The following is a 26,140-nucleotide window of genomic DNA, read 5'->3' as shown; positions in this document are numbered from 1 at the left end:
GGGCTCACCCTTTTTTACAAGGTAAGATGGAACTCCGGTAATTGCTATCTCCATCGCGTTTCTTATCATTCTTCTGCAGGGATATAATATTGGGTTACATACGAAGGACTGGAGAAGATATTCGGTGTCTTATCAATGCCGCTTTCTGTTCCGCGCTTTTCATGGGCTTTTTCATATGCATTGGAATTCTGCCAGTTTTTATAGGATTTTTCATCGCGCCATAATGTTAGAATGATGTAGGTGTTTGATTCAAGTGGCCGCAAAACCCGGATTGCTGCAAAACCGGGTTCCTTTTCGATCAGTCCGGCCCTGTTCTTAAACCGGTGCTCAAAAAGTGGTCTGCCTTCATCTGTAACAGGTATATTGTTCAGGACTGCAAATCCTGCATCAGTGAATGTTCCGGACGAATCAATGACGTCATAGGAACGGGGTTCTTTAAATACAGAGGATCCTGAAGTTTCATGAATTAATAAGGCACTATCAGTATTCTGCATTGTAACCATGATTTCTTCAGGGTGCTTTTCCTCAATACTCTTCAAGTAATCATAAGTTCCTCTGGCCATATATATCTTCATTTTTATCACTCCACTTAAATTAGTTTTATATTTTATCTTTGGGGCTAAATTTTAATAAACCTAAGTTATTAGCTCTGCTTTTTTAAATTATATTTAATTTGTGTTGACATTCTTAGGCAGTTTTCGAATGTTTTTCTGGTTTTTGCATCTTAATTTATAGAGTTGATTGAAGTGAGCATCACTTCGCTGCAATCAATGGGCAACATTAATAGGTGAAAAAATCGTTTTATACAAAAGGGCCTATCGCTACATCTCCAATTTCCCCTTATTTAGACAATTAAAAACGTCAATTTTTTGACATTTGGCATTCAAATCTATACAAAAACAGAGAAAAAAGGATATAGTCATAAAGGATAGAGATTCGAAATTTCTAATTTGGTTACATATATATTACAATAATACGCAGACAAGTCTTGAAAGGTGGATAATATTTAATGACTAACTCATTTAATGATACATTTCTGAAGGCAGCAAGGGGAGAACATACAGATTATGTTCCTGTATGGTATATGCGCCAGGCTGGACGCTCGCAGCCTGAGTATAGAGCAATTAAAGAAAAATACTCCCTATTTGAAATTACGCATCAGCCAGAACTTTGTGCTTATGTAACAAGGCTTCCGGTAGAGCAATATAACAATGATGCTGCCATTCTTTATAAGGACATTATGTCTCCGCTTCCTGCCATTGGGGTGGATGTGGAAATTAAATCTGGAATTGGCCCTGTTATATCAAATCCAATCCGTTCCAAAGCAGATGTTGAGAAACTCGGCGAAATCAATCCGGAAGAGGACGTTCCTTATGTCCTGGATACTATTAAGCTTCTTACTCAAGAGCAGCTGAATGTTCCTCTGATCGGTTTTGCAGGAGCTCCATTTACTCTTGCAAGTTACATGATTGAAGGCGGACCATCAAAGAATTACAATAAAACAAAAGCCTTCATGTATGCAGAACCTAAAGCCTGGTTTGCTTTAATGGATAAGCTTGGGGAAATGACTATTACATATGTGAAATCCCAGGTTAAAGCTGGTGCAAAAGCCATCCAAATTTTCGATTCATGGGTTGGAGCACTAAACGTAGAGGATTACCGCTATTTTATTAAGCCTGTAATGAATCGTATATTCTCTGCCTTAAAAGAAGAGAATGTTCCGCTGATTATGTTCGGTGTAGGCGCAAGCCATCTGGCTTTGGAGTGGCACGATCTGCCGCTGGATGTAGTGGGGCTTGATTGGAGACTTCCAATTCAGGAGGCAAGGGAAAATGGAATCACCAAAACTGTTCAGGGCAATCTTGACCCTGCAATTCTTCTTGCCCCTTGGGAGGTTATTGAGGAAAAAGCAAAAGCAATTCTTGATCAGGGCATGGCTCAGCCGGGTTATATATTTAACCTTGGGCATGGTGTTTTTCCGGAGGTCAACCCAGACACATTAAAGAAATTAACTGCTTTTATTCATGAATATTCCGCTTCTAAATTAAGCAGGTAGCTTCCCGCTTATTTTAAGCGAGAGCATGCTGCACTTGTATATTGCTCCTGAGCATTTAGTTTTGGTAAAAGATATGTTCTTTGGCACAATAAAAACTGGAGACAGTAAGAAATTGAGGTGGATGACATGAGTAAGAAGAGAATGGGTTTACTTGTAATGGCTTATGGAACTCCCTATAAGGAAGAAGACATTGAGCGTTACTATACACATATCCGCAGGGGAAGAAAGCCATCTGAGGAAATGCTTGAGGATTTAAGAAGCAGGTATGAAGCGATTGGCGGAATATCGCCGCTTGCGGAAATTACTAAAGATCAGGCTGAAAAACTTGAACAGCATTTAAATGAGATTCAGGATGTGTATGAATTCAAAATGTATATTGGATTAAAGCATATTGAACCTTTCATAGAAGATGCGGTTAAACAAATGCATGAGGATGGGATTGAGGAAGCTGTCAGCATTGTTCTTGCACCACATTTTTCAACTTTCAGCGTAAAATCATATAATGGCAGAGCTAAAGAAGAAGCCGAAAAGCTTGGCGGTCCTGAAATAAAATCTGTTGAAAGCTGGTACAAAGAGCCTAAGTTTATTAAATATTGGGCTGATCGGGTAAAGGAAACCTTTGCTAAAATGCCTGCTGACGAAAAACAATCAGCAGTGTTAATTGTTTCAGCACATAGTTTGCCCGAAAAGATTCTGCAGTCAGGAGATCCATATCCGCATCAGCTCCAGGAAACAGCTGACCTCATAGCAGAACAGGCAGGTGTCAAAAATTATGCTGTCGGCTGGCAAAGTGCAGGAAACACACCTGAGCCATGGCTTGGGCCTGATGTGCAGGATTTAACTAGAAATCTATATGAAAATAAAGGCTACAAGGCATTTGTTTACACACCAGTAGGCTTTGTGTCAGATCATCTTGAAGTGCTCTACGATAACGACTTTGAATGCAAAGTCGTCACTGATGAGCTGAAAGCAAGCTATTACCGCCCTGAAATGCCAAATTCTCAGCCTGAGTTCATTGATGCCATGGCAGATGCCATTTTTAAATTGCTTAATAGATAAAGTGAAGCATCACTCAGTGGTGGCTATCCCGCCACTGAGTGTTAGCTGAACCAATCGGGCAAAAAATTAGAAAAGAAGGCGATTTACCGTGCAGGGAGAGAAACAGAAAGTTATTGTAGCCGGAGGAGGAATTACGGGTCTTGCTGCAGCATACTATCTGCAGAAGGAAGCTAAAGTAAAAGGCCTGGCTTTGGATGTTAAGCTCATAGAGGCATCACATCGACTTGGCGGCAAGATTCAAACGATAATACGAGACGGTTTTGTGATTGAAAAAGGCCCGGATTCCTTTTTGGCCCGTAAGCAAAGTGCATCGCGTCTTGCAAGGGAAGCAGGCCTGGAAAAGGAACTTGTGAGAAATACATCCGGCAAGTCCTATGTGCTCGTCAGGCAGCGTTTATATCCAATGCCTGGCGGATCCATCATGGGCATCCCGACACAAATTGCTCCCTTTATTACAACGGGCTTATTCTCTCCCGCAGGAAAGGCAAGGGCTGCGGCGGATTTTGTGCTGCCGCGCTCCAATCCTTCCACTGATCAGTCTCTCGGTGCCTTTTTTAGAAGAAGGCTTGGTGACGAAGTTGTCGATAACTTGATTGAACCGCTTCTCTCTGGCATATATGCAGGCGATATTGATCAATTGAGCCTTATGGCCACTTTCCCGCAGTTTTATCAGGTTGAGCAGAAGTATAGAAGTTTAATTCTGGGAATGAAGAAGGCTGCAGGCCCTCGCCCGAAACCTGGAAACAGCAAGAGCAAAGAAGGAATGTTTCTTACTTTCAAATCCGGGCTTCAATCACTTGTCGATGCTCTTGAGAGCAAGCTTGAACCCGGGACTGTACTGAAGGGCCATCGCATAGAATCGGTTATTAAGAATGGCGAAAGCTATACCGTTGAAATGAATGGAGGAGAAAAGCTTAAGGCAGATTGCCTGGTTATGTCTGTTCCCCACCATTCTTTGTGCAGCATTTTCTCCGGCTGGGGACTTTTTGAGCAGTTTAAAGAAATGCCTTCCACTTCAGTAGCAACCGTAGCTCTTGCTTTTCCGGAGGAAGCGATTGAAAGGGATATAGACGGAACAGGATTTGTTGTCTCACGTCACAGTGATTACACCATTACTGCCTGTACCTGGACACATAAGAAATGGCCTCACTCTACCCCAAAAGGAAAAGTGCTTCTGCGCTGTTACGTTGGCAAAGATGGCGATGAAGCAGTTGTGGATCTGTCAGATGATCAAATTGTTAAAGTTGTGCTTGATGACTTAAATAAAACCATGAATATTACAATGAATCCTGATTTTAGTTATGTAACGAGATGGAAGGATTCAATGCCTCAGTATACTGTTGGACATAGAGAGCGCGTCCGATTAGCAAAGAAACAGGCGCAGGATAAGCTGCCGGGCATTTTTCTGGCAGGAAGTTCATTTGATGGTCTTGGTGTCCCTGACTGCATAGACCAGGCAGAAGAGGCAGCTACAAATATATTAGAATACTTGCAAAGCAATAAGCTAAAAGCTGTCCGTGTGTGACAGCTTTTTAAATTGGCCATTTAATTCAGGTTGCTTTTTAAAACAGAGTATGATAAATTACTTTTTGTACTAATGACCAAATTGTTCATTTAGTCATTATTAAGAGGTGAGTATATGTCAGCAGATCGGAAGCAGCAAATTCTTGAAGCAGCCACAAAATCATTTTCTCTTTTTGGATACAAAGCAACCACTATGGATCAGGTTGCAAAGCTTGCAAATGTTGGGAAAGGCACTATTTATAATTTCTTTAAAAATAAGGAAGAGCTGTTTGATGAAATTATCCAAACGCTCATTAAAGAAATGAAAAGTGCAGCAGATGAAGCGCTGGATCCTTCTTTGCCCTTTCATAAAAATGTTCATCGGGGATTGTATAAAATACTTGAATTTCGCATGAAGCATCAGCTGACAATTAAGCTTTTCCAGGAAGCGAAGGAAATGGGCACTCCTGCTGTTACAGATGTAATTGGGAAATTGGAGGATGCGATAATCAAGTATGTAAAAGACAAAGTTACGCTTGCCATTGAAAGAGGAGAAATCCGGGAATGCGACCCGGAATTGACTTCCTTTGTCATGCTTAAGCTGTATATTGCTCTTATTTTTGATTGGGAACAGCGTCATGAACCTTTGGAAAAAGAAAAAATAGCACTTCTGTTTGAGCAATACATTATGAAAGGATTATCGAACTAGATAGTCCTCTATTTTTTCAGAAAAATGACCAAATGAGAATAATAGTCATATAGTAATTTGGAGGGATTTACAATGAAAAACAAACTTTTATTTAGGGAGTTATCAGCTATTATAAAAAACAAAAAGCTGCTGATTCCGATTATCGCAGTGATGTTTATTCCGGTTTTATACAGCGGAATGTTTCTGTGGGCATTCTGGGATCCATACGATCAATTAAATGACCTTCCGGTTGCCATTGTTAATGAAGATGCAGGTGCTGTACTGGAAGGAAATGAATTGCAGCTGGGCAATGACCTTGTTGATAAGTTAATGGAAAGCAAGGACTTTAATTTTCAATTTGTTGAAAAAGGAGAAGCATACAAGGATCTAAATGATCAGCAATACTATATGCTGGTTGAAATTCCTAAGAACTTTTCCAAGAATGCAACAACTCTGCTGGAAGACAACCCGCAAAAAATGAATTTGATCTATGTTCCCAATGAGAGCTACAATTTTCTATCAGCTCAAATTGGAGAAACAGCTATAGAAAGAATAAAAGCGTCTCTATCAGAAAAAGTAACGGAGACATATGCCGAAACAATGTTTGATAAAATAGGGGAATTGGCAGATGGCATTGGGCAGGCTAGTGATGGTGCCCTTCAAATCAGTGAAGGAGCAGCTGATCTTAAGGACGGTTCCAGAACCTTGCATGAGAAGCTTGAGCTTTTAGCCGATAAATCGATTGAGTTCAATAACGGTGTAAGCTCAGCAAGCAAAGGCTCTGAAGAAATGGCAAAAGGAGCTAAATCTCTTTCAGAAGGTTTAGGCAAGCTGGCTGCAGCCCAGTCGGAATTGAGTAATGCGTCTGATCAGCTTAAATCTGGAAGTGAAAACCTCTCTGCTGGTGTTACACAAACAAAAGAAGGAACTTTAATGGTAAAAGAAAAACTTCCAGGTATGATTGATGGAACCAAACAGCTAGAAAATGGAGCAAATACATTATCTTCATCACTTGAGCAATGGCAAGCGGAAGCACAAAAACTCAGCGGAGGCACTGCCCTTTTAGAACAAAAGCTGCAGGGCATTTTATCACAGCTTCCAGAAGGTTCTCCTGAAAAGGCTGAACTTCAGACTGTTCTTGCACAGCTGAAGACTGGATCAGCCCAGCTTGCCGAATCAGCCGGTAAACTATCTGCTGGCGGAGCCGGACTGTCCCAAAAAATAGGTCAGCTAAATGCAGGACAAATGCAGCTCCAGCAAGGAATAAATCAGCTTGCCCAAGGAACATCCGAGCTCGAAAAAGGCTCTATTCAGCTGGTACAGGGCCATAAAGATTTCAGTTCCGGAATGGAAACATTTGCTCAGAAGTTTGGTGAAGCACAGGCAGGAGCTGACAGGCTTGCAGGAGGTGCATCAGATTTGTCAGGCGGTCTTGGCAAACTGACACAAGGTTCAGCAGCATTTGCAGATGGCACGAAACAGCTTGAAGATGGTGCAGGTAAGGTTGCTGAGGGTAATTCACAAATTTATGAAGGTTCGTCTGAATTAGCCAATAAATTAGCGGATGGCGCTGAAAATGCATCATCAGTATATGCCAGCGATAAAACTTTTAATATGATGGCAAATCCGGTAGAAATAGATAATGAGAAGATTACAGAAGTTCCAAACTACGGTACGGGGTTTGCACCATATTTTCTGTCTCTTGGTCTATTTGTTGGAGCTCTGCTGCTTTCTATTGTTTTCCCGCTTAGAGAACCGGCTGGCGTTCCACGCTCAGGATTCAGCTGGTTTGCAAGCAAGTTTGGAGTTTTAGCAGGAATAGGCATTATTCAGGGGCTCATTGCAGCGATGATACTATTACTGGGACTAGGCCTGGAAGTGCAGAGTGTACCATTGTTTCTTCTGTTTACTATCCTAACCAGCCTGACTTTCATAGCGCTTATTCAATTTTTTGTCACTGCCATGGGTGATCCGGGCAGGTTTGCTGCGATTATTATATTAATACTCCAGCTGACAACAAGTGCCGGTACTTTTCCGCTTGAGCTGATTCCTAATGCACTGCAGCCAATCAGTTCATATTTGCCAATGACCTATTCTGTTTCCGGTTTTAAGGCAGTTATTTCAAGCGGCAATTTTGATTTTATGTGGGAAAATGCGGTGATTCTCCTGAGCTTCGGAGCCTTGTTTATTGCAGGATCCTTTATATACTTTATTGCCATGCACAAAAAGAGATTTGCAGCTGCTTTTGAGCAGCAAAATTGATTATAGGTAAAAGCAAAGCCAGCCCTGCAGGGCTGGCTTTAAATATATTATTCTATAAATCTGTCATTCCCATGCATTTTTCACACTTGTTTCCGTAGCATTCATGCTGCTCTTCGATTGACTTCCCGCATTCTGAACATTGTTTTGCCGGCAGGTTTCTGAAAAACTCCATAATGTTTTGAATCATGTTGAAGCCTCCTAATTTGTGTTTTTGTTCTAAATAGTTCGATTATTTAAATCTATTGTATTATAACAGCGTTTTTATGTCAACGTCTGTTTCAATACAATTTTAAAAAAGTGAAAAAATAGGCATAATCTAGTATATTGGACATAGGAAAGCCAGGTTATCCAGTTATAGCGAATCCGTTTATGCTTTCTTTTAGGCTCTTTTCGAATAAACTGCTGTTTTTTCGGCTATCGATGTTATCTATTGATTTCCGCTAGAAGCTGCTCCAACGGTGTTTCGCAACTTCCGCTGCAATCAACTCAGTAAATAAATTATAAAAGCAACAAACTTTGCAAAAACAGCATTCATTCTATATAGCCCATAAATTCTGATGTTATTTATCTGTAATAGCTTCAGACGGCATTCACTTTTCTAATTAGGAGGAATTTGTGATGAAGTTAACTGTAATTGGCAGCTGGGGAGGTTACCCTAAAGCTGATGGGGCAAGTTCCGGGTATTTGCTCGAGCATGAAGGCTTTCATTTGCTGGTCGACTGCGGAAGCGGAGTGCTTTCGAAAATGCAGAATTTTATTCAGCCAGAAGAGTTAGACGCGGTGGTTATATCGCATTACCATCCAGATCATATTGCAGATATAGGAGTACTGCAGCATGCCAGGCTCATTCAGGGGTTCTTGGGCAGAAAAACAGATACTCTGCCGATTTACGGACATTCTTTCGACCAGCCCGAATTTGCCAAGCTTACATACAAGGATATTACTAAAGGTGTCGCCTATGATCCTGAAGCAATTCTCACAGCAGGACCGTTTCAAATTCGCTTTTTGAAAACCAATCATCCTGTGCCATGCTATGCAATGAGAATTGAAGCAGACGGCAGTTCCGTTATTTACACGGCAGATACCTCTTATAAGAAAGAGCTGGAGGCATTTAGCGAAAATGCAGATCTATTAATATGCGAGTGTAATTTTTATGGTCATCAAAACGGGAAGAACGCAGGGCACATGACAAGCTTGGATGCTGGAACATTGGCAAGCATTGCAAAGGTGAAAAATTTGCTGCTGACTCATTTGCCTCATTATGGTGAAGTGCGAAAGCTGAAGGAAGAGGCATCTACTAAATATGCCGGTCCAATTTCTTTAGCGGATTATCAATGGTCCCATATTTTTTAAGGAGGAAAACATATGCTTTTTATCGACAACCAGGGAATCACAGATCCCAGAATTAACCTTGCAATTGAGGAATATGCATTAAAAAATCTTGATATAGAAGAAACTTATTTGCTATTTTATATTAATGAACCCTCCATTATTATCGGGAAAAACCAGAATACAGTGGAAGAGATAAATACGGAGTACGTTGAGAATAATGGCATCCATGTTGTCAGAAGGCTATCTGGTGGCGGGGCTGTTTATCATGATTTAGGCAATTTGAACTTCAGCTTTATTACAAAAGATGATGGTGATAGCTTTCATAACTTCCGAAAATTTACCGAGCCAGTTACAGAAGCTTTGCAGAAGCTTGGTGTGAATGCTGAATTAAGCGGCCGGAATGATTTGATGGCAGAAGGCAGAAAAATATCGGGGAATGCCCAGTTTTCCACTAAAGGGAGAATGTTTAGCCATGGTACCCTTTTGTTTGATTCCGAAATAGAAAGTGTAGTTTCAGCGTTAAAGGTAAAGAAGGATAAAATTGAATCAAAGGGCATTAAATCAATTCGAAGCCGGGTTGCTAATATTTCGGAGTTTCTGGATGAAAAAATCACTGTTGAAGAATTTCGCTCTTTACTGCTAAAGAATATTTTTGGGGATTTAGATGAAATTCCTGAGTACAAGCTTACGGATGAAGATTGGGAAAAGATTCATCAGCTGTCCAGGGAGCGCTATCAAAACTGGGATTGGAATTATGGAAGATCGCCTAAATTTGATCTTCAGCATTCTCATCGCTTCCCTGTAGGGCAAATTGATATCAGACTAAATGTCACCAAAGGAAAAATTGAGGGATGCAAAATATATGGAGACTTCTTTGGGGTTGGTGATGTTAGTGAAATTGAAAACAAGCTAACAGGAATCCGCTATGAAAAGTCAGAGATTGAAAAGGCTCTTGAAGGAGTGGAAGTTAAGCATTACTTCGGAAATGTGACTAAAGAAGAATTTATCAACCTGGTGTATTAACGATTGAGAGCTGGCATAATGCCGGCTTTTCTTATTCGTATAAGTTTTGTGGAGCAGTTTGCCTGTAAAAAGATTCGCTTTCCTACTTGAATACAAAAATTTCTTTCAATATAATATATTTAGAAAATTTATTAAATAAAAATGAATGATCATTCATTCATATTAGGGGGAGTGTAAATGAATTTAACACAGCAGCTGCATGAAACGGGGACTAAGATGGGCGATAAGACTGCCTATTATTTTATGGACCAGTCAAGCACGTATGCGGAGCTTGATAGCGCTGTATCCAAATTTGCGGATGGGCTTTCAAAACTGGGATTGGAAAAAGGGGATCATGTTGCTCTTTTACTGGGGAACTCACCGCATTTTGTCATCGGCCTTCATGGGGCTTTGCGGCTGGGAGCAACTGTTATACCGATCAACCCTATTTATACACCTGATGAAATTGCCTACATTGTAAATAATGGTGATGTAAAAGCGATTGTCACGCTTGATCAATTAGTGCCTTTAATTGAAAAAATTCATGATGTGCTTCCAAAGGTGGAACATTTTATTATTTGTGACACTCCTCAGGGACAAGCATCAGAAAAGGATTTGTCAGCTTTATCGGCTTTCCCGAAAATGAAATCGTTTACAAATTTGATTGCTTCAGGAGATCCTGGGTTTAAAGGCCCTGAACTTGAAGAAGATGAAACAGCCGTTATCCTCTATACATCGGGTACGACCGGCAAGCCAAAAGGTGCCATGCTGACACATAAAAATCTATACAGCAATGCAAAGGATGTCAGTGACTATTTACACATGAACGAGAATGACCGGGTTATTACTACTTTGCCAATGTTCCATGTTTTCTGTTTAACGGTTGCTCTCAATGCGCCTCTTATGAATGGGGCTACTATTTTAATAGACCCTAAATTTAGTCCGAAAGAGATCTTTAGGCTCTCCCAAAAATATAAACCTACTGTTTTTGCGGGAGTTCCGACCATGTACAATTTCCTTCTTCAGTATGAAGATGGCAGCCCGGAAGATCTGAAATCGTTAAGGTTGTGTATATCAGGCGGTGCTGCAATGCCGGTGGCACTTCTTCATGGCTTTGAGAAAAAATTCAATGTCATTGTTTCGGAAGGATACGGCCTTTCAGAAGCTTCGCCGGTTACTTGCTTCAATCCGCTGGATAAACCGCGTAAAGCAGGCTCAATCGGGCAATCCATTATGAATGTCGAGAATAAAGTGGTAAATGAACTGGGAGAGGAAGTCTCTGTTGGCGAAGTAGGTGAATTGATTGTCCGCGGGCCTAACGTGATGAAGGGATACTACAAGCTGCCTGAAGAAACCGCAGCAACCATCCGCGAAGGCTGGCTTTATACAGGAGACCTTGCAAAAAGGGATGAGGAAGGCTATTTTTATATCGTTGACCGTAAAAAGGATCTTATTTTAGTCGGCGGCTATAATGTATATCCCCGGGAAGTCGAAGAGGTGCTCTATAATCATGGGGAGATCGTAGAAGCTGCTGTATTAGGGGTGCCAGATCCGAATCTGGGTGAAGCGGTAAAGTGCTATGCAGTAACTAGTAATCCCCGGCTGACAGAAGAATTGCTGCTCGCATACTGTGCAGAGCATCTGGCTAAATATAAAGTGCCGTCATCGATCGAGTTTTTAGAGGAGCTTCCAAAGAACACAACTGGAAAAATCTTGCGGAGGGCATTGAAGAATCAGGTTCTTCAGACTAAATAGGCTTTGAAGGACAGGCATAACTTATGTCTGTCCTTTTTTAATCTTCATTGGAAGTTGCTGAATTTGAAAGGGTTTTCGCGGAATTTATCGAATTATTAGATAGCAAAGGGAAGAGGAGAGATACATATGAATTCTATTGTGGTCGAAAAAAAGGATCATATTGCGGTCGTTACAATTAACCGCCCTGATGCATTAAATGCTTTTAATTATGAAACTTTGTCGGAACTTCAGGAATCAGTTGAGAAACTGCGCACCAGCCCTGATGTTCGCGTTGTGATTTTTACAGGGGCAGGAGCAAAAGCCTTCAGTGTAGGAGCCGATTTAAAAGAACGCAGGACACTATCTGATGAGGAAGTACGCAGAAATGTATATAAAATAGGTGAGGTTTTTTCGCTGGTTGATCAGCTCCCGCAGCCTACTATTGCAGCAATAAATGGTTTTGCGTTCGGAGGCGGGATGGAATTGGCATTATCCTGCGACTTCCGAATTGCAGTTACCGGAACTTCCATGGGACTTACAGAAACAAGTTTAGCCATAATACCAGGTGCAGGCGGTACACAAAGGCTGCCAAGACTGGTTGGCCAGGCTAAAGCCCTTGAACTAATCCTTACAGCCAAGAGGCTTACTTCTGAAGAAGCGCTTGCATATGGCATTCTTACTAAAGTGACCGAAAAGGATAATCTCTTGCATGATTGTTTTGAATTTGCCGGACAAATGCTTAATAACGGTCCGCTTGCTCTTCAGCAGGCTAAATTTGCTGTAAAGCATGGTATGGGTGTTGATTTGCAGACTGGGCTGCAGATTGAAAGGAAGGCGTACGAAGTCATTATCCCAACGGAAGATAGAGTAGAAGCCCTTACAGCTTTTGCCGAAAAAAGAAAGCCTGTGTTTAAGGGGAAATAGAATGAATAAACAGTTAGGGACACCGCAGCATTTTTTGCGGTGTTTTTTATTAATATAATAAATTTTTAGAAAATTATTAAAAAACTTCTTGAATCGTGCAACTATTGACTATATAATTTAGTGAATAAAAGCATAAAAGCATAAAAGTGATGAAGTAGAGATAAAAGGGGGATCATCAAGTATGTTAGAGAAAGTAAAAACAATTAAAGCTATAGCTGCAGCAGGTCTTATAGGAACTCTACTGCTAAGCGGCTGCGGAAGTGAAAGTACAAATGGGGAAGCCGGCTCTTCGGATAAAGAAAAGAAAGAGTCAATTAATATAGGAGTTACGCAGATCGTCGAACATCCTTCGTTAGATGCGGCACTTGAGGGCTTTAAAAAGGCATTAGAGGATTCTGGCATTGAAGCAAGCTATGATGTCCAGATTGCACAGGGGGACCAGAACAATAATCAGTCCATTGCCAATAACTTTGCAGGAGATGGGGTAGACCTGATCTTTGCCAACTCTACTCCAAGTGCATTAAGTGCACTTAATGCAACTAAGGATATACCAATTGTATTTACTTCGGTAACTGACCCAGTTGGGGCGCAATTAGTAAAATCAATGGATTCTCCAGAAGGAAATATAACTGGAACAACAGATACTCATCCTGATGCGATACCTAACATGGTTAAGTTTATAGATGAACAGTTTGAGGCTGAAACAGTGGGTGTTATTTTCAATTCCGGAGAACAAAATTCAGAGGTGCAGATTGAAAAGGTGAAAGAAGCTCTTTCAGGCACAGATATGAAATTGGCCGAAGCTACAGTATCCAATTCCTCTGAAGTGAAACAGGCTGCAGAATCACTTGTCGGAAAAGCAGATGCCATTTATATTATTACGGATAATACTGTTGTTTCGGCTTTGGAATCAGTTATACAGGTTTCAAACGACAATGATATTCCGCTTTTCGTGGGAGAGCTGGACTCTGTTAAACGCGGAGGATTCGCTGCATACGGATTTGACTATGAAGATATCGGATATGAGGCCGGGGAAATGGCAGCAAAAGTTTTAAAAGAAGGCAAGAAGCCATCCGAACTTCCAGTCCAATATCCGCAGAATCTAAAGCTGGTAATCAATAAAGAGGCTGCAGAAGAAATGGGCATTGACTTAAAAGATGAATGGAACGAGCTTGCTGAATTTGTGGAGTAATGTCAGCAAGTAAATAACGCTTTTTACATGATAAACAGTCTAGTTTCTGCGCCACCCCGCTCAAGGCCACAAGTCAAGGCAAAGGAAGCCTTTCCATGAATCTAAGTCTTGTGCTTGGGGCCTCTAGAATGGGGGTCATGCAGACGTTGCCACAAGACGCAGCGTTCTTAAACTGCGTTCCTTCGTGAGCATGGCGCTTGCGCTTTTCTAATAGAAAGGAAGATTACTATGCCAACTGCCATCTTTGGCTCCATTGAAGCAGGTGCGATTTATGCCTTAATGGCGCTGGGCGTTTACCTCTCATTCAGAATATTGGATTTCCCCGATTTGACGGTGGATGGAAGCTTTGTAACAGGTGCATCTGTTGCTGCTGTCATGATAACAGGAGGATATAATCCATTTTTGGCAACAATAACAGCACTACTTGCGGGTTTTGCAGCAGGCTGTATTACAGGCCTTCTTCATACCAAGGGAAAAATTAATGCCCTTTTGTCCGGAATATTAATGATGATAGCATTATACTCTATCAATCTCAGGATTATGGGTAAGTCAAATGTTCCTCTGCTTTCGGAGGAAACGGCTATCACAAAAATTACAGCGTTCTGGCAGGGACTTGGATTTGACCAGGCGATTCAAAGCCTGCTGGGAGCACTAGGGATGAGTTTTGTTCCTAAAACCTGGGGGATTCTTTTGCTGATGCTGGTTTTGGCATTTGCTGTAAAGATATTGATTGATCTTTTTTTAAAGACAGACATTGGATTGGCAATACGGGCAACAGGGGACAATGAGACGATGATCCGCAGCTTTTCTGCTGATACTGACCTCCTGAAGATAGCCGGCTTGGGTATTTCAAACGCACTGGTTGCTTTTTCAGGAGCATTAGTAGCACAGTATAATGGATTCAGTGATGTTGGAATGGGAATCGGAATGATAATCATTGGACTTGCATCCGTAATTATTGGAGAAGCAATCTTTGGTGCAAAAACAATTGTCAGAGCTACACTGGCTGTCATTGGAGGAGCCATTTTATATCGGATTATCGTAACTCTTGCATTGAGAGTGGAATTTCTTGAAACAGGAGATATGAAGCTGATTACAGCTGCAATTGTGATTGGTGCGCTGATTCTGCCCAAGCTTATTCAGCAGCAAAAGGAGAAGCAGAGAAAGCGACGGAGATTGGCAGAGGCGAAAAATACGAATGCTTACGGGAAAAGTGGTGAACAGTATGCTGCAATTAAATCAGATTCATAAAGTGTTTAATGAGGGAACTCCAGATGAAAAAACAGCTCTGCACAAAATCAATCTTCACCTGAAACCAGGCGACTTCATGACAGTCATCGGCAGTAACGGAGCGGGAAAATCAACTCTTATGAATATGATTTCAGGCAAATTGATGCCGGATATGGGAGAAGTGCTTGTAGATGGCAATGATGTCACTCTCGTGAAGGAACATAAAAGATCCAGGCTAATTGGACGTGTTTTCCAGGATCCGATGGCCGGAACAGCCCCTTCCATGACGATAGAAGAAAATCTGGCCATTGCTTATGCGAGAACTGCAGCCCGCGGACTTCGCCAAGGGGTATCAAAGAAACGCCGCGAATTTTTCCGGGAGAAGCTGGAGATGCTGCATCTAGGATTGGAAGACAGGCTTTCAGCAAAAGTCGGACTGCTGTCAGGAGGAGAGCGGCAGGCGCTATCCCTGTTAATGGCAACTTTCACAGAGCCTAAAATATTGCTACTGGACGAGCATACCGCTGCTTTAGACCCGTCTCGTGCAGAATTGATTACAAGCCTTACGAAAGAGATTGTGGAGAGTTATAATCTTACCACATTAATGGTGACCCACAATATGCAGCAGGCACTTGACCTGGGAAATAGGCTGATCATGATGGATAAGGGACAAATTATTTTTGAAACAAATGAAACTCAGAAGAAAGAACTGACAGTAGAAAAGCTTCTTGAAGAATTCCAGAAAATCCGCGGGGAGAAAATGAGCAGCGACAAGGCCATTCTTATTTAGACTTCCGGACCGGACAGGGTTTATGCCCTGTTCGTTTTTTTGTTAAATCACAATTTATTAGACTAAAGCTTGATGAACTAGTTATGGGGCGATAACAAATTCTTCTAATATTAAGTCTATTATAGTATAATTTTTAGAACCTTTTATTATCTTTTAGGCGGTGAGTATAATGGCAGAACTAGCAGTCGGCAAGCCTTCCGGTGAAGTTAGAAAAGGGGTGCAGTCGGGAATCAGCATCGCGATTGGATATGCCCCCATTGCTTTAACATTTGGGCTGCTTGCCAAAACAACCGGTCTTACGATTGGTGAAACAGCTTTAATGAGTCTGCTCGTATTTGCCGGGGCAGCACAGTACATATCCCTGAGTCTTCTTACATTGGGAACAGGCATATTTGAAATTGTTTTGACAACTTTTATCGTGAATATCCGGCACTTTTTAATGTCTACCTCTCTTAATGAAAAGTGGGATGATGAACAGGCTGCCAACAAAGTAATGTTATCATTTGGGATTACGGATGAAACCTTTTCAGTTGCAGCAGTTCGTGAAGAAAAGGTAACAAGCGGCTATATGCTTGGGCTCATATCGGTTTCATATGCAAGCTGGGTCATTTGCTCGGGCCTTGGGCATCTTATTGGGGCGAGCCTTCCGCAAACCTTGCAGGAAAGCATGTCTGTTGCACTTTATGCCATGTTTGTCGGCCTCCTTGTTCCATCTATGAAAAAGAGTGCAAAAGTTGTTTTTCTTGCCGCACTTGCAGCCTCTTTTAACACGATTTTCACTTTGACCAATACGCTATCGACAGGCTGGGCAATTGTTTTGTCCACGCTCTTATCGGCTGTAATAGTAGAATGGACTGAAAGTGTAAAAAGCAGGAACAGGGGGCAGGAGCATGAGTAGCCATATTGTGTGGATGATTGTTGGGATGGCAGCAGTTACCTATATCCCAAGGCTACTGCCTTTTGTGCTTTTTAAGGGGAAAGAACTTCCCGGCTTTGTTCAGGGGATATTAAAGAACGTACCTTATGCGACATTAGGGGCACTCATTGTTCCGGGTATTCTGTTTATAAATGAAGATATTTGGTTTGGGCTGCTTGGTGCAGCTGCAGCTTTTCTGGCAGCCTTTTTAGGCGCAAATGTGATTGTGGTCGTGCTTGGATCGATCGCTGTGTTATCTGTATATTCTTTTTTGTTTTAGAAAAGATAATGATGGATGTTCTTTAGCCGGTTCTTTCCTTGAACCGGCTTTTTCAATAGCACTGCTGGTGCAGAAAGAAATGATTGTCCCGTCAAAATAGTTCTATTTACAGATTTTTATACTAAACTAAATATAGAAAGGTTGTACCATAGGGGGGAAATTCGATGGCGCGGAAATTAGGTTTTTACGGGGCTCTGGCCTTTTTCGTATACGGCTTATTTTTTTATTGGTATTTATTCTATTTTGCTGACACTAATCTGCCTTTTGAATATGAAGGGTCACGGGCTGATCCGGCAACTTTCCTGAACGGCAGGGAGCTGATGCTCAGTGAGGAATATTCTAAAATTAGAAACCTGCTGTTTTTTATTTCTACACCTTTTGAGTGGATCTTTTATTTATTTATTCTTTTATTTGGTTTATCAAAGGCATTTAATAAATGGGCTGAACAGACAACGCCATATAAATTTCTGCAAACGGCAATTTATTTGATTTGGCTTTCTTTTTTCGCTTTTATTGCGACGATGCCATTAAGCTATATCAGTTTTTCGCTTTCTAAAACGTATAATATCTCAACTCAGAGCTTCAGCGGGTGGATGAAGGATGAACTCATTGATTTTTGGGTTAATTATGGGGGGATGCTTCTCATTGTGTGTGTTCTTTATTGGCTGATAAATAAGAGCAGGAAAAGATGGTGGCTTTATGCGTGGCTATTATCTGTTCCATTTACCTTATTTATGATGTTTCTGCAGCCGGTTGTCATTGACCCTCTGTATAATGACTTTTATCCTTTAAAAAATAAGGAACTTGAAACGAAAATTCTTGATTTGGCCGCTCAGGCTAAAATACCGGCTGAACATGTTTTTGAGGTCGATATGGCCGAGAAAACGAATGCGCTGAATGCCTATGTAACAGGGATCGGCTCGAATTCAAGAATTGTTCTTTGGGACACTACTTTGAATAAATTAACTGAAGATCAAATTCTGTTTATCATGGCACATGAAATGGCTCATTACGTTGAGAAGCATATTTACATTGGAATTGGAGGATACTTGCTGCTTTCATTGCTAGGACTTTATCTGACAGCCAAGTTAATGGAGAAGGCAGTTGATAAATGGGGAAGGGCCCTTAAAATTTCTGCTGTAAATGATATACGTTCCCTGCCGCTATTTCTGATGATCCTTTCAATGCTGCTCTTTATTTCAAGCCCTTTATCCAATCTTGTTTCGCGGTATCAGGAAACAAGGGCAGACCGGTATGCAATTGAAATGACAAAGGATTCAAAAGCCGCAATAGAAACATTTCAGGAGCTGACACGTGCCGGTTTAAGCCAGGTGAATCCGCCGCTTCTTGTGAAAATTTTCCGATATGGGCATCCAACGATGCTGGAGCGCATTTCTATGCTCGAAGAATTTGAAATCGAACAGAGGCAGAAGGAACGGGAGCAAACAGGGGACTGATTGCTAAACTAAAAAAGCAGGCCAAAAGGCTTGCTTTTTTAAGTTCTATTTTTATAAATATGTATGCTGCCCTCATTGTCAGCCCGAATTTCATTGTGAAAATAGATACCTGCATTATCGTCAATCCCATAACCAGTTGCGACATTGGTTTTTGATACAGCTGCCTTTAGATTTCCCCGTTCATTCCACTTTGTAAAATGGACACTTATGGCACAATCCCTGATTAACCCGAGTCCTTTCAAAAAGAGGTGCTGTCTTTTATATGTATCAATAGGAGGGATGATGCAATGCTCTGGGATAATGAGAGCGCCTGCCGAAAAGCCTGCTACAGGAATACCGTTCATATACATCCTTTTAATGCATTCTCCGGTTTCACTATCCACAATAAACCTTCTGTAACTTTCTGTATCACCGCCTCCAATTATGATGCCAGAACTGGATATCAATTCTTGAAGAAAGGATTCAGCCGGGTCAGCGGAAAGAGGCAAATAGCAGAAATTTTCGGCTCCATTCGGAATTAAGGCAGAAGTATACTTTTTCATATACACCTCCCAGCCTTCCCTTTCCAAAAAAAGTATAGCTATTTTGCCATCCGCACCACAGGCAAGCTTTGTAAACATCCTTCCAAACCTTTGACCGAATGGAGGACTTCCCCCCATTAAAAATAAATGCCTGCTGCTCATTTCCCGCCTTCCTCCCGAAAAAAATAAAATACCCCGCTGATTGGCGGGGGCAGACTGTCTTTTTAAGTGCCAAAACGCTTTGAAAGTTCTTTGTACTTCTTTGAATAATGCATAAATGCCGGTTTATTTCCTTCATCAATCGCCGCGTCTATCTTTTTCATCAGCTTTTCTTTTTCATTATTCAGCAGAACCTCCGAGATCAGCATATCAAGGTAAAGGTCTAATACAAAAGATTCCTTTTGGTTTTTCCTCTTAGATCCACTCATTTTCATTAATTCGGTGTATGATTTTTCCTTCATGGAAATCACCCCTGAGCTTTTTAATATTATATGGAATCACCTTTGAATATTCAACTAAATTTTTTAAATTTTTAGAAATTATTTCTCAAGACGTCATAATTGTGAACAATTTGGAAACTATTTAATTAATTAGTAATTTTTAGATAAATTGGTGGTAATATGGGAAAGTGAGCGCGAAAGAATAAAGGAGATGAGGATATATGAGCCAAAATATTCAAATAATCGATGAATATGAAATCAATCCAAATACGATGATTATTAAACCCCTTTCTTATGGGATAAAAGTTTTTTCGCAAATCTGGGAGCTTGAAGATGAAATAACTTCCCCTTTCAAGCCTTTCGAAATAATTAAAAGCAGCTGCAGCTATTTTGGATCAAGCTATGAAGGAAGAAAAGAGGGTACACGCCAATTAACTGGCTTCACCCATAAAGCTCCGATAACGATTGACCCCACCAATTACATTTACTTTTTCCCGACGGCTTCTCCATACAATCCGGAATGCATCTGGATTGCATTGGATCACATTGAATATTTCAAGCGGGCGGAAAACGCTCAAACTCAAGTGGTTTTTAAAAATAAGCAAAGCTTTATTATTCCAGTATCTTATACGACTCTTAATAACCAGGTGCTCAGAACAGCATTGCTTAAAACGACATTAATAAAAAGGATAAAAGATTCGGAGAGAAAGGCATTGTACTATGTGAATGGTTCTAAATTAATGAATGCTTCGGAGAGAAGTGGAGCCTACCAATAGAGAAGGAATTAGAACTGCAGGATAACTAAGAAGCATGCGGAATTTCATGCTTCTGTTTTCCGTGTATGTTATCTTATTTAGCTGCAGGCTCTTCTTATTACAAAATTAATTGGCCTTTAGATTTTTCCCTGATCCCGGCAAAGATCTTTTAAGGAGATAATAGGTCATTAGCTCCTGAACTTTATTGCGGATGCGGGGATTAAAATAATTATGGTGTTCCTCATATCCTTTATACAGGAACATAAACATAGTAAACGCCTCATCCCTTTTTATTTCCTGTACTTTTAACTGGTTTTTATTCATATAGCGTTTTACCTCAGAGAGTTCACTTTGAATGACCTTCATTGTTTCTTCAACCAAATCAAGATATGGCTGTTTTAGTTTAAACGGGCTTTTATTAATGACAATAGAGTCGCGGTATAAGACCGTCAGCACCATTGGCAGATAAATTGCCTGTTCCATGATATTACGGTCTTCCTCAGGAATTCTGGTCATATTGTTTTGCTCCCCTTAATTAATAATATCCTGTCAGTTGTAAGAACAAATGTTCTTGTTTAATTTTACAAAGGAATGTTTTATCTTGCAAGAGCCTATATTTGTCGAAATACTGTTATACTTCATCATTTCCAATAATTAAAAAAAATTTCAGCATGCAGCTTATTGGGCAGGGATTTTATTTCTGATGTCGAAATAAGGAGAACAGCACAGTTAGGAGGATAAAATAAATGACGCAAAAAAGGACAATTAAACCAGAAGATCTTTATCAATTAAAATCTGTAGCTGATCCGCAGCTTTCCAGGAATGGAAATGATCTGGCTTTTGTAGAGACCAGAATGCTTGAAGAAGAAAATACATATAGTTCAAATATCTTTTATATTAATACTGCTGAAAGCAATAAGCCTATTCAGTGGACTTACGGCAAACACCGAAATCATTCACCCCGCTGGTCTCCAGATGGGGAGTTAATTGCATTTGTTTCAGACAGGGGAGGCAAGCCGCAGATTTATGTGATGAGCAAAGCAGGAGGAGAAGCCAGACAGCTGACTCATTGTGCGAATGGTGCTTCAAATCCTGTTTGGTCCCCTGATGGAAAGAAGATTGCCTTCAATCTTTCAATAAAACCGGGTGAAGACGCGGAAACAATGGAAGAAAATCAAGAAAACAAGGAAGAAATGCCAACTCCGATTGAAATCGAAAAAATGAAACACAAATCCGATGCCCTGGGCTTTTGGAACGGAAGATACAGGCAGGTTGCATTCATCGATATAGAAACAGGCGAGGTGGAGCATGTAACAGCTGGCGAACATGATTTTCAGTTGCAGGACTGGTCACCAGATGGGAAATGGATTGCTGTTTCGGCAGATTTGAGTGAAGATAAGGATTTTTCTTTTTTAAGCGATGTGTATATCATCCATCTTGACACAAAAGACATAAAAAAAATTACAGATGGAAAAGGTTATTTTGGAAGCGCGTCATGGTCACCAGATGGAAAACAAATAGGATTGTTTGGACATGAAAGGGAATACGAAAACGCAACACATACCAAAGTATGGGTTTATAATCTCGAATTTGGAGAACTTCAGTGCCTGACGGCAGAATCTGACATATTGGCCGGTGATTATGCCATCGGAGATTTCCAGCAGGGTGCAGTAACACCGGGAATTCTTTGGGCGGAGGACAGCAGAAGCTTTTATTTCCTTGCAACTGATCATGGCAATACCGTTGTTTATTATGGCTCTTTAGAAGGGGAATTATATCCAGCTCTGCTGGATCAGCAGCATGTATATGGGCTGACGACAGGCGGGACTATCAATAAAGCGGTTGTAGCTATCAGCAAGCCGTCATCTCCCGGAGAGCTATTTTTACTTGATGTTCCGACAGGGGAATTGAAACAGCTGACAAGTGTCAATGAAGAATTCCTGAGCGGAGTGGAGCTGGCAGATGCAGCGCCAATTCAATTTAAATCTTCGGATGAGTGGGACCTGCATGGCTGGATCATGAAGCCTGCCGATCTGAAAGAAGGCCAAAAAGCGCCGCTTGTGCTTGAGATCCATGGCGGGCCACATGCTATGTATGCCAATTCTTATTTCCATGAATTCCAATGCCTCGCTGCAAAAGGATATGCGGTACTATATATCAACCCTCGGGGGAGCCATGGATATGGTCAGCATTTTGTAGATGCTGTCAGAGGAGATTACGGGGGCAAGGATTATGAGGATATTATGGATGCTGTCGATTATGCGCTCGAAAACTTCGATTTCATCGATAAAGAACGGCTTGGCGTAACGGGAGGAAGTTATGGAGGCTTTATGACCAACTGGATTATTGGACACACCAGCCGGTTCAAAGCAGCAGTCACTCAGCGCTCCATATCCAACTGGATCAGCTTTTATGGAGTAAGCGATATCGGTTACTATTTTACTGATTGGCAAATCAAAAGTGATATGAATGATATAGAGAAATTATGGAAACATTCTCCGCTTGCTTATGCGAATGAAATAAATACACCACTCCTGATTCTGCACAGCGAAAAAGACTATCGCTGTCCAATTGAACAGGCAGAGCAATTATTTATTGCCTTAAAGCATCGGAGGAAGACAGCAAAATTTGTCCGGTTCCCTGAAGCCAATCATGAGCTTTCAAGAAGCGGAAAACCGAATTTAAGAATCAGCCGTCTGAATTACATTGCCGGCTGGTTTGATGAATATCTCTAAATTGTAACCGCAGGCCTTAGGGTCTGCGTTTTTTTAATTAATGCTGTAAAGTAACATGAAAATCGCCGATATATCAATGAAGTCAGTTTTCATACAGAAGGCAGAAACTATTAAAAATAAATTGCAAAGAATTCAATTTATCTGCAGAATATAAGGGTATGCAGGATATACCAGCAATGATATCGAAACTTTTTTATAGAAACAGCAGTCGAATAAAGGTGAGGGTATTTCCCTGCCTGCGGCCGAATTTATAATTTTACTGCATAGAAAGGACTTATACTAATGAGATCAGATAGATATGAAAAGAAGAAAAAGAAAAGAAAATGGAAATCTGTCCTCCTGATTCTGTTTCTCTTGATTGCAGGAACCCTTGGCTATTCGTATTTTCAGTTCAAGCAAGGCGTCTCCCAGACAGAAGGAGAAGCAAATATACAGGCGGAAGAGTTTGAATTTAATGGCGAAAAAGATAAATATGGCGGGACGAATATCCTGATTCTTGGAAGTGACGCAAGGGGAAAAGAGAAATCACGGGCAGATACGATCATGGTTGCTCAATATCATCCTGATAAGGGAACATATAAGCTTATTTCCTTTATGAGAGATATGTATGTGGATATACCGGGCCATGGGCAAGACAGAATAAATGCAGCACTTGCTTATGGAGGACCTGAGTTATTGAGGCAGACACTAAAGGAGAACTTTGATATAGATATTAAATATTATTCCATTGTTGACTTTGAAGGCTTTGTCCATTTAATTGATGAAGCTTTTCCAAGAGGAGTGGAAATTGACGTGGAAAAGAGAATGTCAGCTAATATAGGTGTTACTCTGGAACCAGGCCTGCAGCGGCTTGATGGAGAGCATCTCCTAGGGTACGTCAGATTCAGGCAGGATGCAGTAGGGGATTTTGGAAGAGTGGAACGCCAGCAGAAAGTTATGAAAGAAGTAGCAAGCCAGTTTACAAGCCTACAGACCATTACGAAGCTTCCAAAATTAATCGGGGTGGTAACTCCTTTTGTTAATACCAATATGAACACAGGTGATATCCTGTATATGGGAAAAGATTTCTTATCGAAGGATAACAGGAATGTAGATACTCTTCGTGTTCCTGTTGATGGGACATTTGAAAACCAGAGAATAAATGGTGCTGCGGTATTGGGCATAGATAAGGAGGCGAATAAAGCGGCAATCCATGAATTTCTGTCTAAATAAAATAGGCAAAAACATTGTTTTTGGCGGATTAGGTGTACAATATAAGGGGAAATGGTAAAACTAGGGGAACCTTATTTTTTACCAAAACGATTTGACTAAGTTATTGCTGCATATTGGACAAGGAGATACTAATGGATTTTGAACTGCTCAAAGATTGGTTTACATTAGAGAATATAATGGATTTAATCCGGGAGTACCGTTCATTTGGGCCTCTTCCCGGTATTTTGCTTCCAATGCTAGAAGCATTTTTGCCCTTTCTGCCTCTGTTTTTGTTTGTAATGGCAAATGCGAGTGCATTTGGTCTCTGGCTGGGATTTTTATACTCCTGGGTCGGAGCTGTGGCAGGGGCCTTGTTTGTTTTCCTGCTGGTCAGAAAATATGGCCAGAAACGAATACTCCGTTTTTTGAAAAATCATAAGCAGGTACAGAAGCTTATGAAATGGGTTGAAAAGCATGGATTTGGGCCATTGTTCATCCTTCTTTGTTTTCCATTTACACCTTCAGCGGTTGTCAATATTGTAGCCGGGCTTTCAAATATCAGTATTGCTCAATATATGCTGGCAGTTCTGACTGGAAAAATAGTGATGATTTTTACAATAAGCTTTGTCGGATACGATATCAGATCCTTAATAACGCAGCCAATTCGGACTGCCATTGTTGCATTGGTCATTTTCATTCTTTGGTATGTCGGCAAAATTATTGAAATAAAGATGAATATGAGCGTAGAAAAAGGCCGCGGGAATAAAAAGCATTGAATGCGTAAGTACTAGGGGAGATGCATGGTGAAGGAAGGATTGAGAAAAGAAGGAGCGGAATGGCTGAAGGCTTTTGCAATTGGCATCATTATTTTTGCTTTTATACGGACTTTTTTCTTCTCCAATTACGTTGTAGAAGGTGAATCCATGATGCCTACTCTTCAGGATGGAAATAAGCTGATTGTCAATAAAATCGGCTATCAGGTCAGCGATTTAGAGCGCTTTGACGTAATAGTTTTCCATCATAATGATGAAGAGGATTTTGTAAAAAGAATAATAGGTATGCCAGGGGATGAAATTGCATACCGTAATGATGAATTATTTATTAATGGCAAGAAAGTGGATGAACCATACTTGGATAAATACCGGAAAGAAACCTCAGGAGGAAAACTTACAGGTGATTTTACACTGCTCGAGATGACGGGAACGGAAACAGTGCCGGAGGGCAAACTATTTGTTATGGGGGATAATCGCCTCGGAAGCTGGGACAGCCGGCATTTTGGATTTATATCAGTCAGCCAGGTTGTAGGAAAAGTAAACCTTCGCTATTGGCCGCTTGATGAAATGGATGCGTCATTCTAGCAGGTATTTCAGTAAAGGGACTCGATGATTAGTCGAGTCCTTTTTATTTTTGCAGGAATGACTAATTTTAGATAACATGCAAATTGGGGTTTTCTCTATATTCTGGTTCGCAGTTTACACAGACGTTCTCATCATAGTCAGTCATATTCACATCTTCACGATTGTATTCAATTCCGCAAAGGGAGCAGGCAGCCATTTTTTCTTCTTCCATTTCTTCCGGATGAATGGGTATAGCGTCATTAATATTAAAGGGTTCTACTGTAATTCCGCGTGATTTGGCCATTTCGGAATTTAAGTAATCCTTTGCTAATTCTTCACTTTCCCAAAATCCCAAGTCCCATAACAGCTCCTTTGCGTCTCCGTTTTGTGCCATCAATCCATAAACAACTTTCATTAAAATTGCCCCTTTCCAATTTGCTGTCTATTGTTTTTTATTTCTTAGCCTTTTTTGACTGCAGTTAAACCGATTCGAAAAATTCCCATCTTTTTTATTGAAAGGATCAGGATTTTTTACAAGGATGTTTTTGAATGGTTTGCTGCTTTTTTATAAATTATTTACTGAGCTGATTCTCCATTTTTCGTGCGGTGTTTAATCAAGGAAGCTTATTCAAAGCCCTGCGGGAGAAGACTCGACGCCGGCCTTGGGTTCGCTGAACAGCTTGAAAATAAAACGCGCACGGGATACAGGAGAATCTGCGGGCTTTGTCGAATAAAA

At 40.8% G+C, this 26,140-nt stretch carries 26 protein-coding genes; 20 read left to right on the top strand and 6 right to left on the bottom strand.

All coding sequences use genetic code 11. From position 1 onward, the window contains the following. Positions 1–65: 65 nt before the first annotated feature. Positions 66–575 carry an antibiotic biosynthesis monooxygenase family protein gene (locus tag NSQ49_RS06150; RefSeq protein WP_159866093.1) on the bottom strand — a complete coding sequence of 170 codons (510 nt, stop codon included), beginning with the start codon at positions 573–575 and terminating at the stop codon, positions 66–68. A 434-nt stretch (positions 576–1,009) separates the two neighbouring features. Between NSQ49_RS06150 and hemE the strand changes: the two genes are divergently transcribed. From hemE to NSQ49_RS06125, 5 genes are all read left to right on the top strand, one after another. Beyond that, positions 1,010–2,056 carry a uroporphyrinogen decarboxylase gene (gene hemE / locus NSQ49_RS06145; protein ID WP_251284027.1) on the top strand — a complete coding sequence of 349 codons (1,047 nt, stop codon included), beginning with the start codon at positions 1,010–1,012 and terminating at the stop codon, positions 2,054–2,056. A 126-nt stretch (positions 2,057–2,182) separates the two neighbouring features. Further along, positions 2,183–3,115 (top strand): ferrochelatase, encoded by a 933-nt coding sequence (hemH, locus tag NSQ49_RS06140; protein WP_159866099.1) that lies wholly within the window; start codon positions 2,183–2,185, stop codon positions 3,113–3,115. 88 nt (positions 3,116–3,203) lie between these two features. Continuing rightward, positions 3,204–4,640, top strand: a complete 1,437-nt coding sequence (gene hemY, locus NSQ49_RS06135) for a protoporphyrinogen oxidase (RefSeq protein WP_159866101.1) — start codon at positions 3,204–3,206, stop codon at positions 4,638–4,640. A 114-nt stretch (positions 4,641–4,754) separates the two neighbouring features. Then, complete coding sequence (locus NSQ49_RS06130; RefSeq protein WP_159866103.1) at positions 4,755–5,327, top strand: TetR/AcrR family transcriptional regulator; 573 nt, start codon at positions 4,755–4,757, stop codon at positions 5,325–5,327. A 72-nt stretch (positions 5,328–5,399) separates the two neighbouring features. Further along, positions 5,400–7,568, top strand: coding sequence for a YhgE/Pip family protein (locus NSQ49_RS06125; RefSeq protein ID WP_251284026.1), 2,169 nt, complete (start codon positions 5,400–5,402; stop codon positions 7,566–7,568). 52 nt (positions 7,569–7,620) lie between these two features. Here the strand turns inward: NSQ49_RS06125 and yhfH are convergent, their stop codons facing one another. Further along, on the bottom strand, positions 7,621–7,755 hold the full coding sequence (yhfH, locus tag NSQ49_RS06120; protein ID WP_076261153.1) for a protein YhfH: 135 nt from the start codon (positions 7,753–7,755) through the stop codon (positions 7,621–7,623). Positions 7,756–8,186: 431 nt separating this feature from the next. Between yhfH and NSQ49_RS06115 the strand changes: the two genes are divergently transcribed. From NSQ49_RS06115 to NSQ49_RS06070, 10 genes are all read left to right on the top strand, one after another. Continuing rightward, complete coding sequence (locus tag NSQ49_RS06115; protein ID WP_159866107.1) at positions 8,187–8,921, top strand: MBL fold metallo-hydrolase; 735 nt, start codon at positions 8,187–8,189, stop codon at positions 8,919–8,921. 12 nt (positions 8,922–8,933) lie between these two features. Beyond that, complete coding sequence (locus tag NSQ49_RS06110) at positions 8,934–9,923, top strand: lipoate--protein ligase (RefSeq protein WP_159866109.1); 990 nt, start codon at positions 8,934–8,936, stop codon at positions 9,921–9,923. Between the two features lie 177 nt (positions 9,924–10,100). Continuing rightward, a complete protein-coding gene (locus NSQ49_RS06105) occupies positions 10,101–11,657 on the top strand; it encodes a fatty acid--CoA ligase family protein (protein ID WP_251284025.1) in 1,557 nt (518 codons plus the stop codon). A 126-nt stretch (positions 11,658–11,783) separates the two neighbouring features. Further along, positions 11,784–12,560 (top strand): enoyl-CoA hydratase-related protein, encoded by a 777-nt coding sequence (locus NSQ49_RS06100; RefSeq protein WP_159866113.1) that lies wholly within the window; start codon positions 11,784–11,786, stop codon positions 12,558–12,560. A 181-nt stretch (positions 12,561–12,741) separates the two neighbouring features. Continuing rightward, positions 12,742–13,752, top strand: coding sequence for an ABC transporter substrate-binding protein (locus NSQ49_RS06095; RefSeq protein WP_159866115.1), 1,011 nt, complete (start codon positions 12,742–12,744; stop codon positions 13,750–13,752). Between the two features lie 228 nt (positions 13,753–13,980). Next, complete coding sequence (locus NSQ49_RS06090) at positions 13,981–15,003, top strand: ABC transporter permease (RefSeq protein ID WP_251284024.1); 1,023 nt, start codon at positions 13,981–13,983, stop codon at positions 15,001–15,003. Next, on the top strand, positions 14,978–15,772 hold the full coding sequence (locus NSQ49_RS06085; RefSeq protein WP_251284056.1) for an ABC transporter ATP-binding protein: 795 nt from the start codon (positions 14,978–14,980) through the stop codon (positions 15,770–15,772). Before NSQ49_RS06090 ends, NSQ49_RS06085 begins: the two co-directional genes overlap by 26 nt. Positions 15,773–15,941: 169 nt before the next feature. Beyond that, a complete protein-coding gene (locus NSQ49_RS06080; RefSeq protein ID WP_159866121.1) occupies positions 15,942–16,670 on the top strand; it encodes an AzlC family ABC transporter permease in 729 nt (242 codons plus the stop codon). Beyond that, complete coding sequence (locus tag NSQ49_RS06075) at positions 16,663–16,968, top strand: AzlD domain-containing protein (RefSeq protein WP_251284023.1); 306 nt, start codon at positions 16,663–16,665, stop codon at positions 16,966–16,968. The genes NSQ49_RS06080 and NSQ49_RS06075 overlap by 8 nt, the downstream gene beginning before the upstream one ends. A 164-nt stretch (positions 16,969–17,132) precedes the next feature. Further along, the gene (locus tag NSQ49_RS06070; RefSeq protein ID WP_159866123.1) at positions 17,133–18,425 is read left to right on the top strand and encodes a M48 family metallopeptidase; all 1,293 of its coding nucleotides are present in this window, start codon (positions 17,133–17,135) and stop codon (positions 18,423–18,425) included. Positions 18,426–18,463: 38 nt separating this feature from the next. Here the strand turns inward: NSQ49_RS06070 and NSQ49_RS06065 are convergent, their stop codons facing one another. Both NSQ49_RS06065 and NSQ49_RS06060 read right to left on the bottom strand, forming a co-directional pair. After that, entirely contained in the window at positions 18,464–19,108 is a 645-nt protein-coding gene (locus tag NSQ49_RS06065; RefSeq protein WP_159866125.1) for a Type 1 glutamine amidotransferase-like domain-containing protein, read from the bottom strand. Positions 19,109–19,170: 62 nt separating this feature from the next. Beyond that, positions 19,171–19,407, bottom strand: coding sequence for an IDEAL domain-containing protein (locus NSQ49_RS06060; protein WP_159866126.1), 237 nt, complete (start codon positions 19,405–19,407; stop codon positions 19,171–19,173). A 200-nt stretch (positions 19,408–19,607) separates the two neighbouring features. On the opposite strand from NSQ49_RS06060, the gene NSQ49_RS06055 reads away from it, so the two are divergent. Next, positions 19,608–20,162, top strand: coding sequence for a competence protein ComK (locus tag NSQ49_RS06055; protein WP_159866128.1), 555 nt, complete (start codon positions 19,608–19,610; stop codon positions 20,160–20,162). Positions 20,163–20,267: 105 nt separating this feature from the next. Here NSQ49_RS06055 and NSQ49_RS06050 read toward each other — a convergent pair whose 3' ends face one another. Beyond that, positions 20,268–20,657, bottom strand: coding sequence for a hypothetical protein (locus NSQ49_RS06050; RefSeq protein ID WP_251284022.1), 390 nt, complete (start codon positions 20,655–20,657; stop codon positions 20,268–20,270). Between the two features lie 230 nt (positions 20,658–20,887). Between NSQ49_RS06050 and NSQ49_RS06045 the strand changes: the two genes are divergently transcribed. From NSQ49_RS06045 to lepB, 4 genes are all read left to right on the top strand, one after another. After that, the gene (locus NSQ49_RS06045) at positions 20,888–22,876 is read left to right on the top strand and encodes a S9 family peptidase (protein ID WP_251284021.1); all 1,989 of its coding nucleotides are present in this window, start codon (positions 20,888–20,890) and stop codon (positions 22,874–22,876) included. A 282-nt stretch (positions 22,877–23,158) separates the two neighbouring features. Further along, on the top strand, positions 23,159–24,088 hold the full coding sequence (locus NSQ49_RS06040) for an LCP family protein (RefSeq protein ID WP_201306551.1): 930 nt from the start codon (positions 23,159–23,161) through the stop codon (positions 24,086–24,088). Between the two features lie 131 nt (positions 24,089–24,219). Beyond that, positions 24,220–24,843 carry a TVP38/TMEM64 family protein gene (locus NSQ49_RS06035; RefSeq protein ID WP_159866134.1) on the top strand — a complete coding sequence of 208 codons (624 nt, stop codon included), beginning with the start codon at positions 24,220–24,222 and terminating at the stop codon, positions 24,841–24,843. Between the two features lie 27 nt (positions 24,844–24,870). Next, positions 24,871–25,425 (top strand): signal peptidase I, encoded by a 555-nt coding sequence (lepB, locus tag NSQ49_RS06030; protein WP_159866238.1) that lies wholly within the window; start codon positions 24,871–24,873, stop codon positions 25,423–25,425. A 67-nt stretch (positions 25,426–25,492) separates the two neighbouring features. Here lepB and NSQ49_RS06025 read toward each other — a convergent pair whose 3' ends face one another. Next, positions 25,493–25,819: a hypothetical protein gene (locus NSQ49_RS06025; RefSeq protein WP_159866136.1), complete on the bottom strand. Its 327-nt coding sequence runs from the start codon at positions 25,817–25,819 to the stop codon at positions 25,493–25,495. Positions 25,820–26,140 lie beyond the last annotated feature (321 nt).

Source organism: Cytobacillus sp. FSL R5-0377, from assembly GCF_038004385.1.
Taxonomy (GTDB): Bacteria; Bacillota; Bacilli; order Bacillales; family Cytobacillaceae; genus Cytobacillus.
This window is presented reverse-complemented; position numbering and strand designations above follow the sequence as displayed.

Bases quoted from the DNA above. Each gene is read 5' to 3' on its own strand.
- NSQ49_RS06150 (WP_159866093.1), bottom strand. From the start codon at position 575: ATGAAGATATATATGGCCAGAGGAACTTATGATTACTTGAAGAGTATT.
- hemE (WP_251284027.1), top strand. From the start codon at position 1,010: ATGACTAACTCATTTAATGATACATTTCTGAAGGCAGCAAGGGGAGAA.
- hemH (WP_159866099.1), top strand. From the start codon at position 2,183: ATGAGTAAGAAGAGAATGGGTTTACTTGTAATGGCTTATGGAACTCCC.
- NSQ49_RS06130 (WP_159866103.1), top strand. From the start codon at position 4,755: ATGTCAGCAGATCGGAAGCAGCAAATTCTTGAAGCAGCCACAAAATCA.
- NSQ49_RS06125 (WP_251284026.1), top strand. From the start codon at position 5,400: ATGAAAAACAAACTTTTATTTAGGGAGTTATCAGCTATTATAAAAAAC.
- yhfH (WP_076261153.1), bottom strand. From the start codon at position 7,755: ATGATTCAAAACATTATGGAGTTTTTCAGAAACCTGCCGGCAAAACAA.
- NSQ49_RS06115 (WP_159866107.1), top strand. From the start codon at position 8,187: ATGAAGTTAACTGTAATTGGCAGCTGGGGAGGTTACCCTAAAGCTGAT.
- NSQ49_RS06110 (WP_159866109.1), top strand. From the start codon at position 8,934: ATGCTTTTTATCGACAACCAGGGAATCACAGATCCCAGAATTAACCTT.
- NSQ49_RS06105 (WP_251284025.1), top strand. From the start codon at position 10,101: ATGAATTTAACACAGCAGCTGCATGAAACGGGGACTAAGATGGGCGAT.
- NSQ49_RS06100 (WP_159866113.1), top strand. From the start codon at position 11,784: ATGAATTCTATTGTGGTCGAAAAAAAGGATCATATTGCGGTCGTTACA.
- NSQ49_RS06095 (WP_159866115.1), top strand. From the start codon at position 12,742: ATGTTAGAGAAAGTAAAAACAATTAAAGCTATAGCTGCAGCAGGTCTT.
- NSQ49_RS06090 (WP_251284024.1), top strand. From the start codon at position 13,981: ATGCCAACTGCCATCTTTGGCTCCATTGAAGCAGGTGCGATTTATGCC.
- NSQ49_RS06085 (WP_251284056.1), top strand. From the start codon at position 14,978: ATGCTGCAATTAAATCAGATTCATAAAGTGTTTAATGAGGGAACTCCA.
- NSQ49_RS06080 (WP_159866121.1), top strand. From the start codon at position 15,942: ATGGCAGAACTAGCAGTCGGCAAGCCTTCCGGTGAAGTTAGAAAAGGG.
- NSQ49_RS06075 (WP_251284023.1), top strand. From the start codon at position 16,663: ATGAGTAGCCATATTGTGTGGATGATTGTTGGGATGGCAGCAGTTACC.
- NSQ49_RS06070 (WP_159866123.1), top strand. From the start codon at position 17,133: ATGGCGCGGAAATTAGGTTTTTACGGGGCTCTGGCCTTTTTCGTATAC.
- NSQ49_RS06065 (WP_159866125.1), bottom strand. From the start codon at position 19,108: ATGAGCAGCAGGCATTTATTTTTAATGGGGGGAAGTCCTCCATTCGGT.
- NSQ49_RS06060 (WP_159866126.1), bottom strand. From the start codon at position 19,407: ATGAAGGAAAAATCATACACCGAATTAATGAAAATGAGTGGATCTAAG.
- NSQ49_RS06055 (WP_159866128.1), top strand. From the start codon at position 19,608: ATGAGCCAAAATATTCAAATAATCGATGAATATGAAATCAATCCAAAT.
- NSQ49_RS06050 (WP_251284022.1), bottom strand. From the start codon at position 20,657: ATGACCAGAATTCCTGAGGAAGACCGTAATATCATGGAACAGGCAATT.
- NSQ49_RS06045 (WP_251284021.1), top strand. From the start codon at position 20,888: ATGACGCAAAAAAGGACAATTAAACCAGAAGATCTTTATCAATTAAAA.
- NSQ49_RS06040 (WP_201306551.1), top strand. From the start codon at position 23,159: ATGAGATCAGATAGATATGAAAAGAAGAAAAAGAAAAGAAAATGGAAA.
- NSQ49_RS06035 (WP_159866134.1), top strand. From the start codon at position 24,220: ATGGATTTTGAACTGCTCAAAGATTGGTTTACATTAGAGAATATAATG.
- NSQ49_RS06025 (WP_159866136.1), bottom strand. From the start codon at position 25,819: ATGAAAGTTGTTTATGGATTGATGGCACAAAACGGAGACGCAAAGGAG.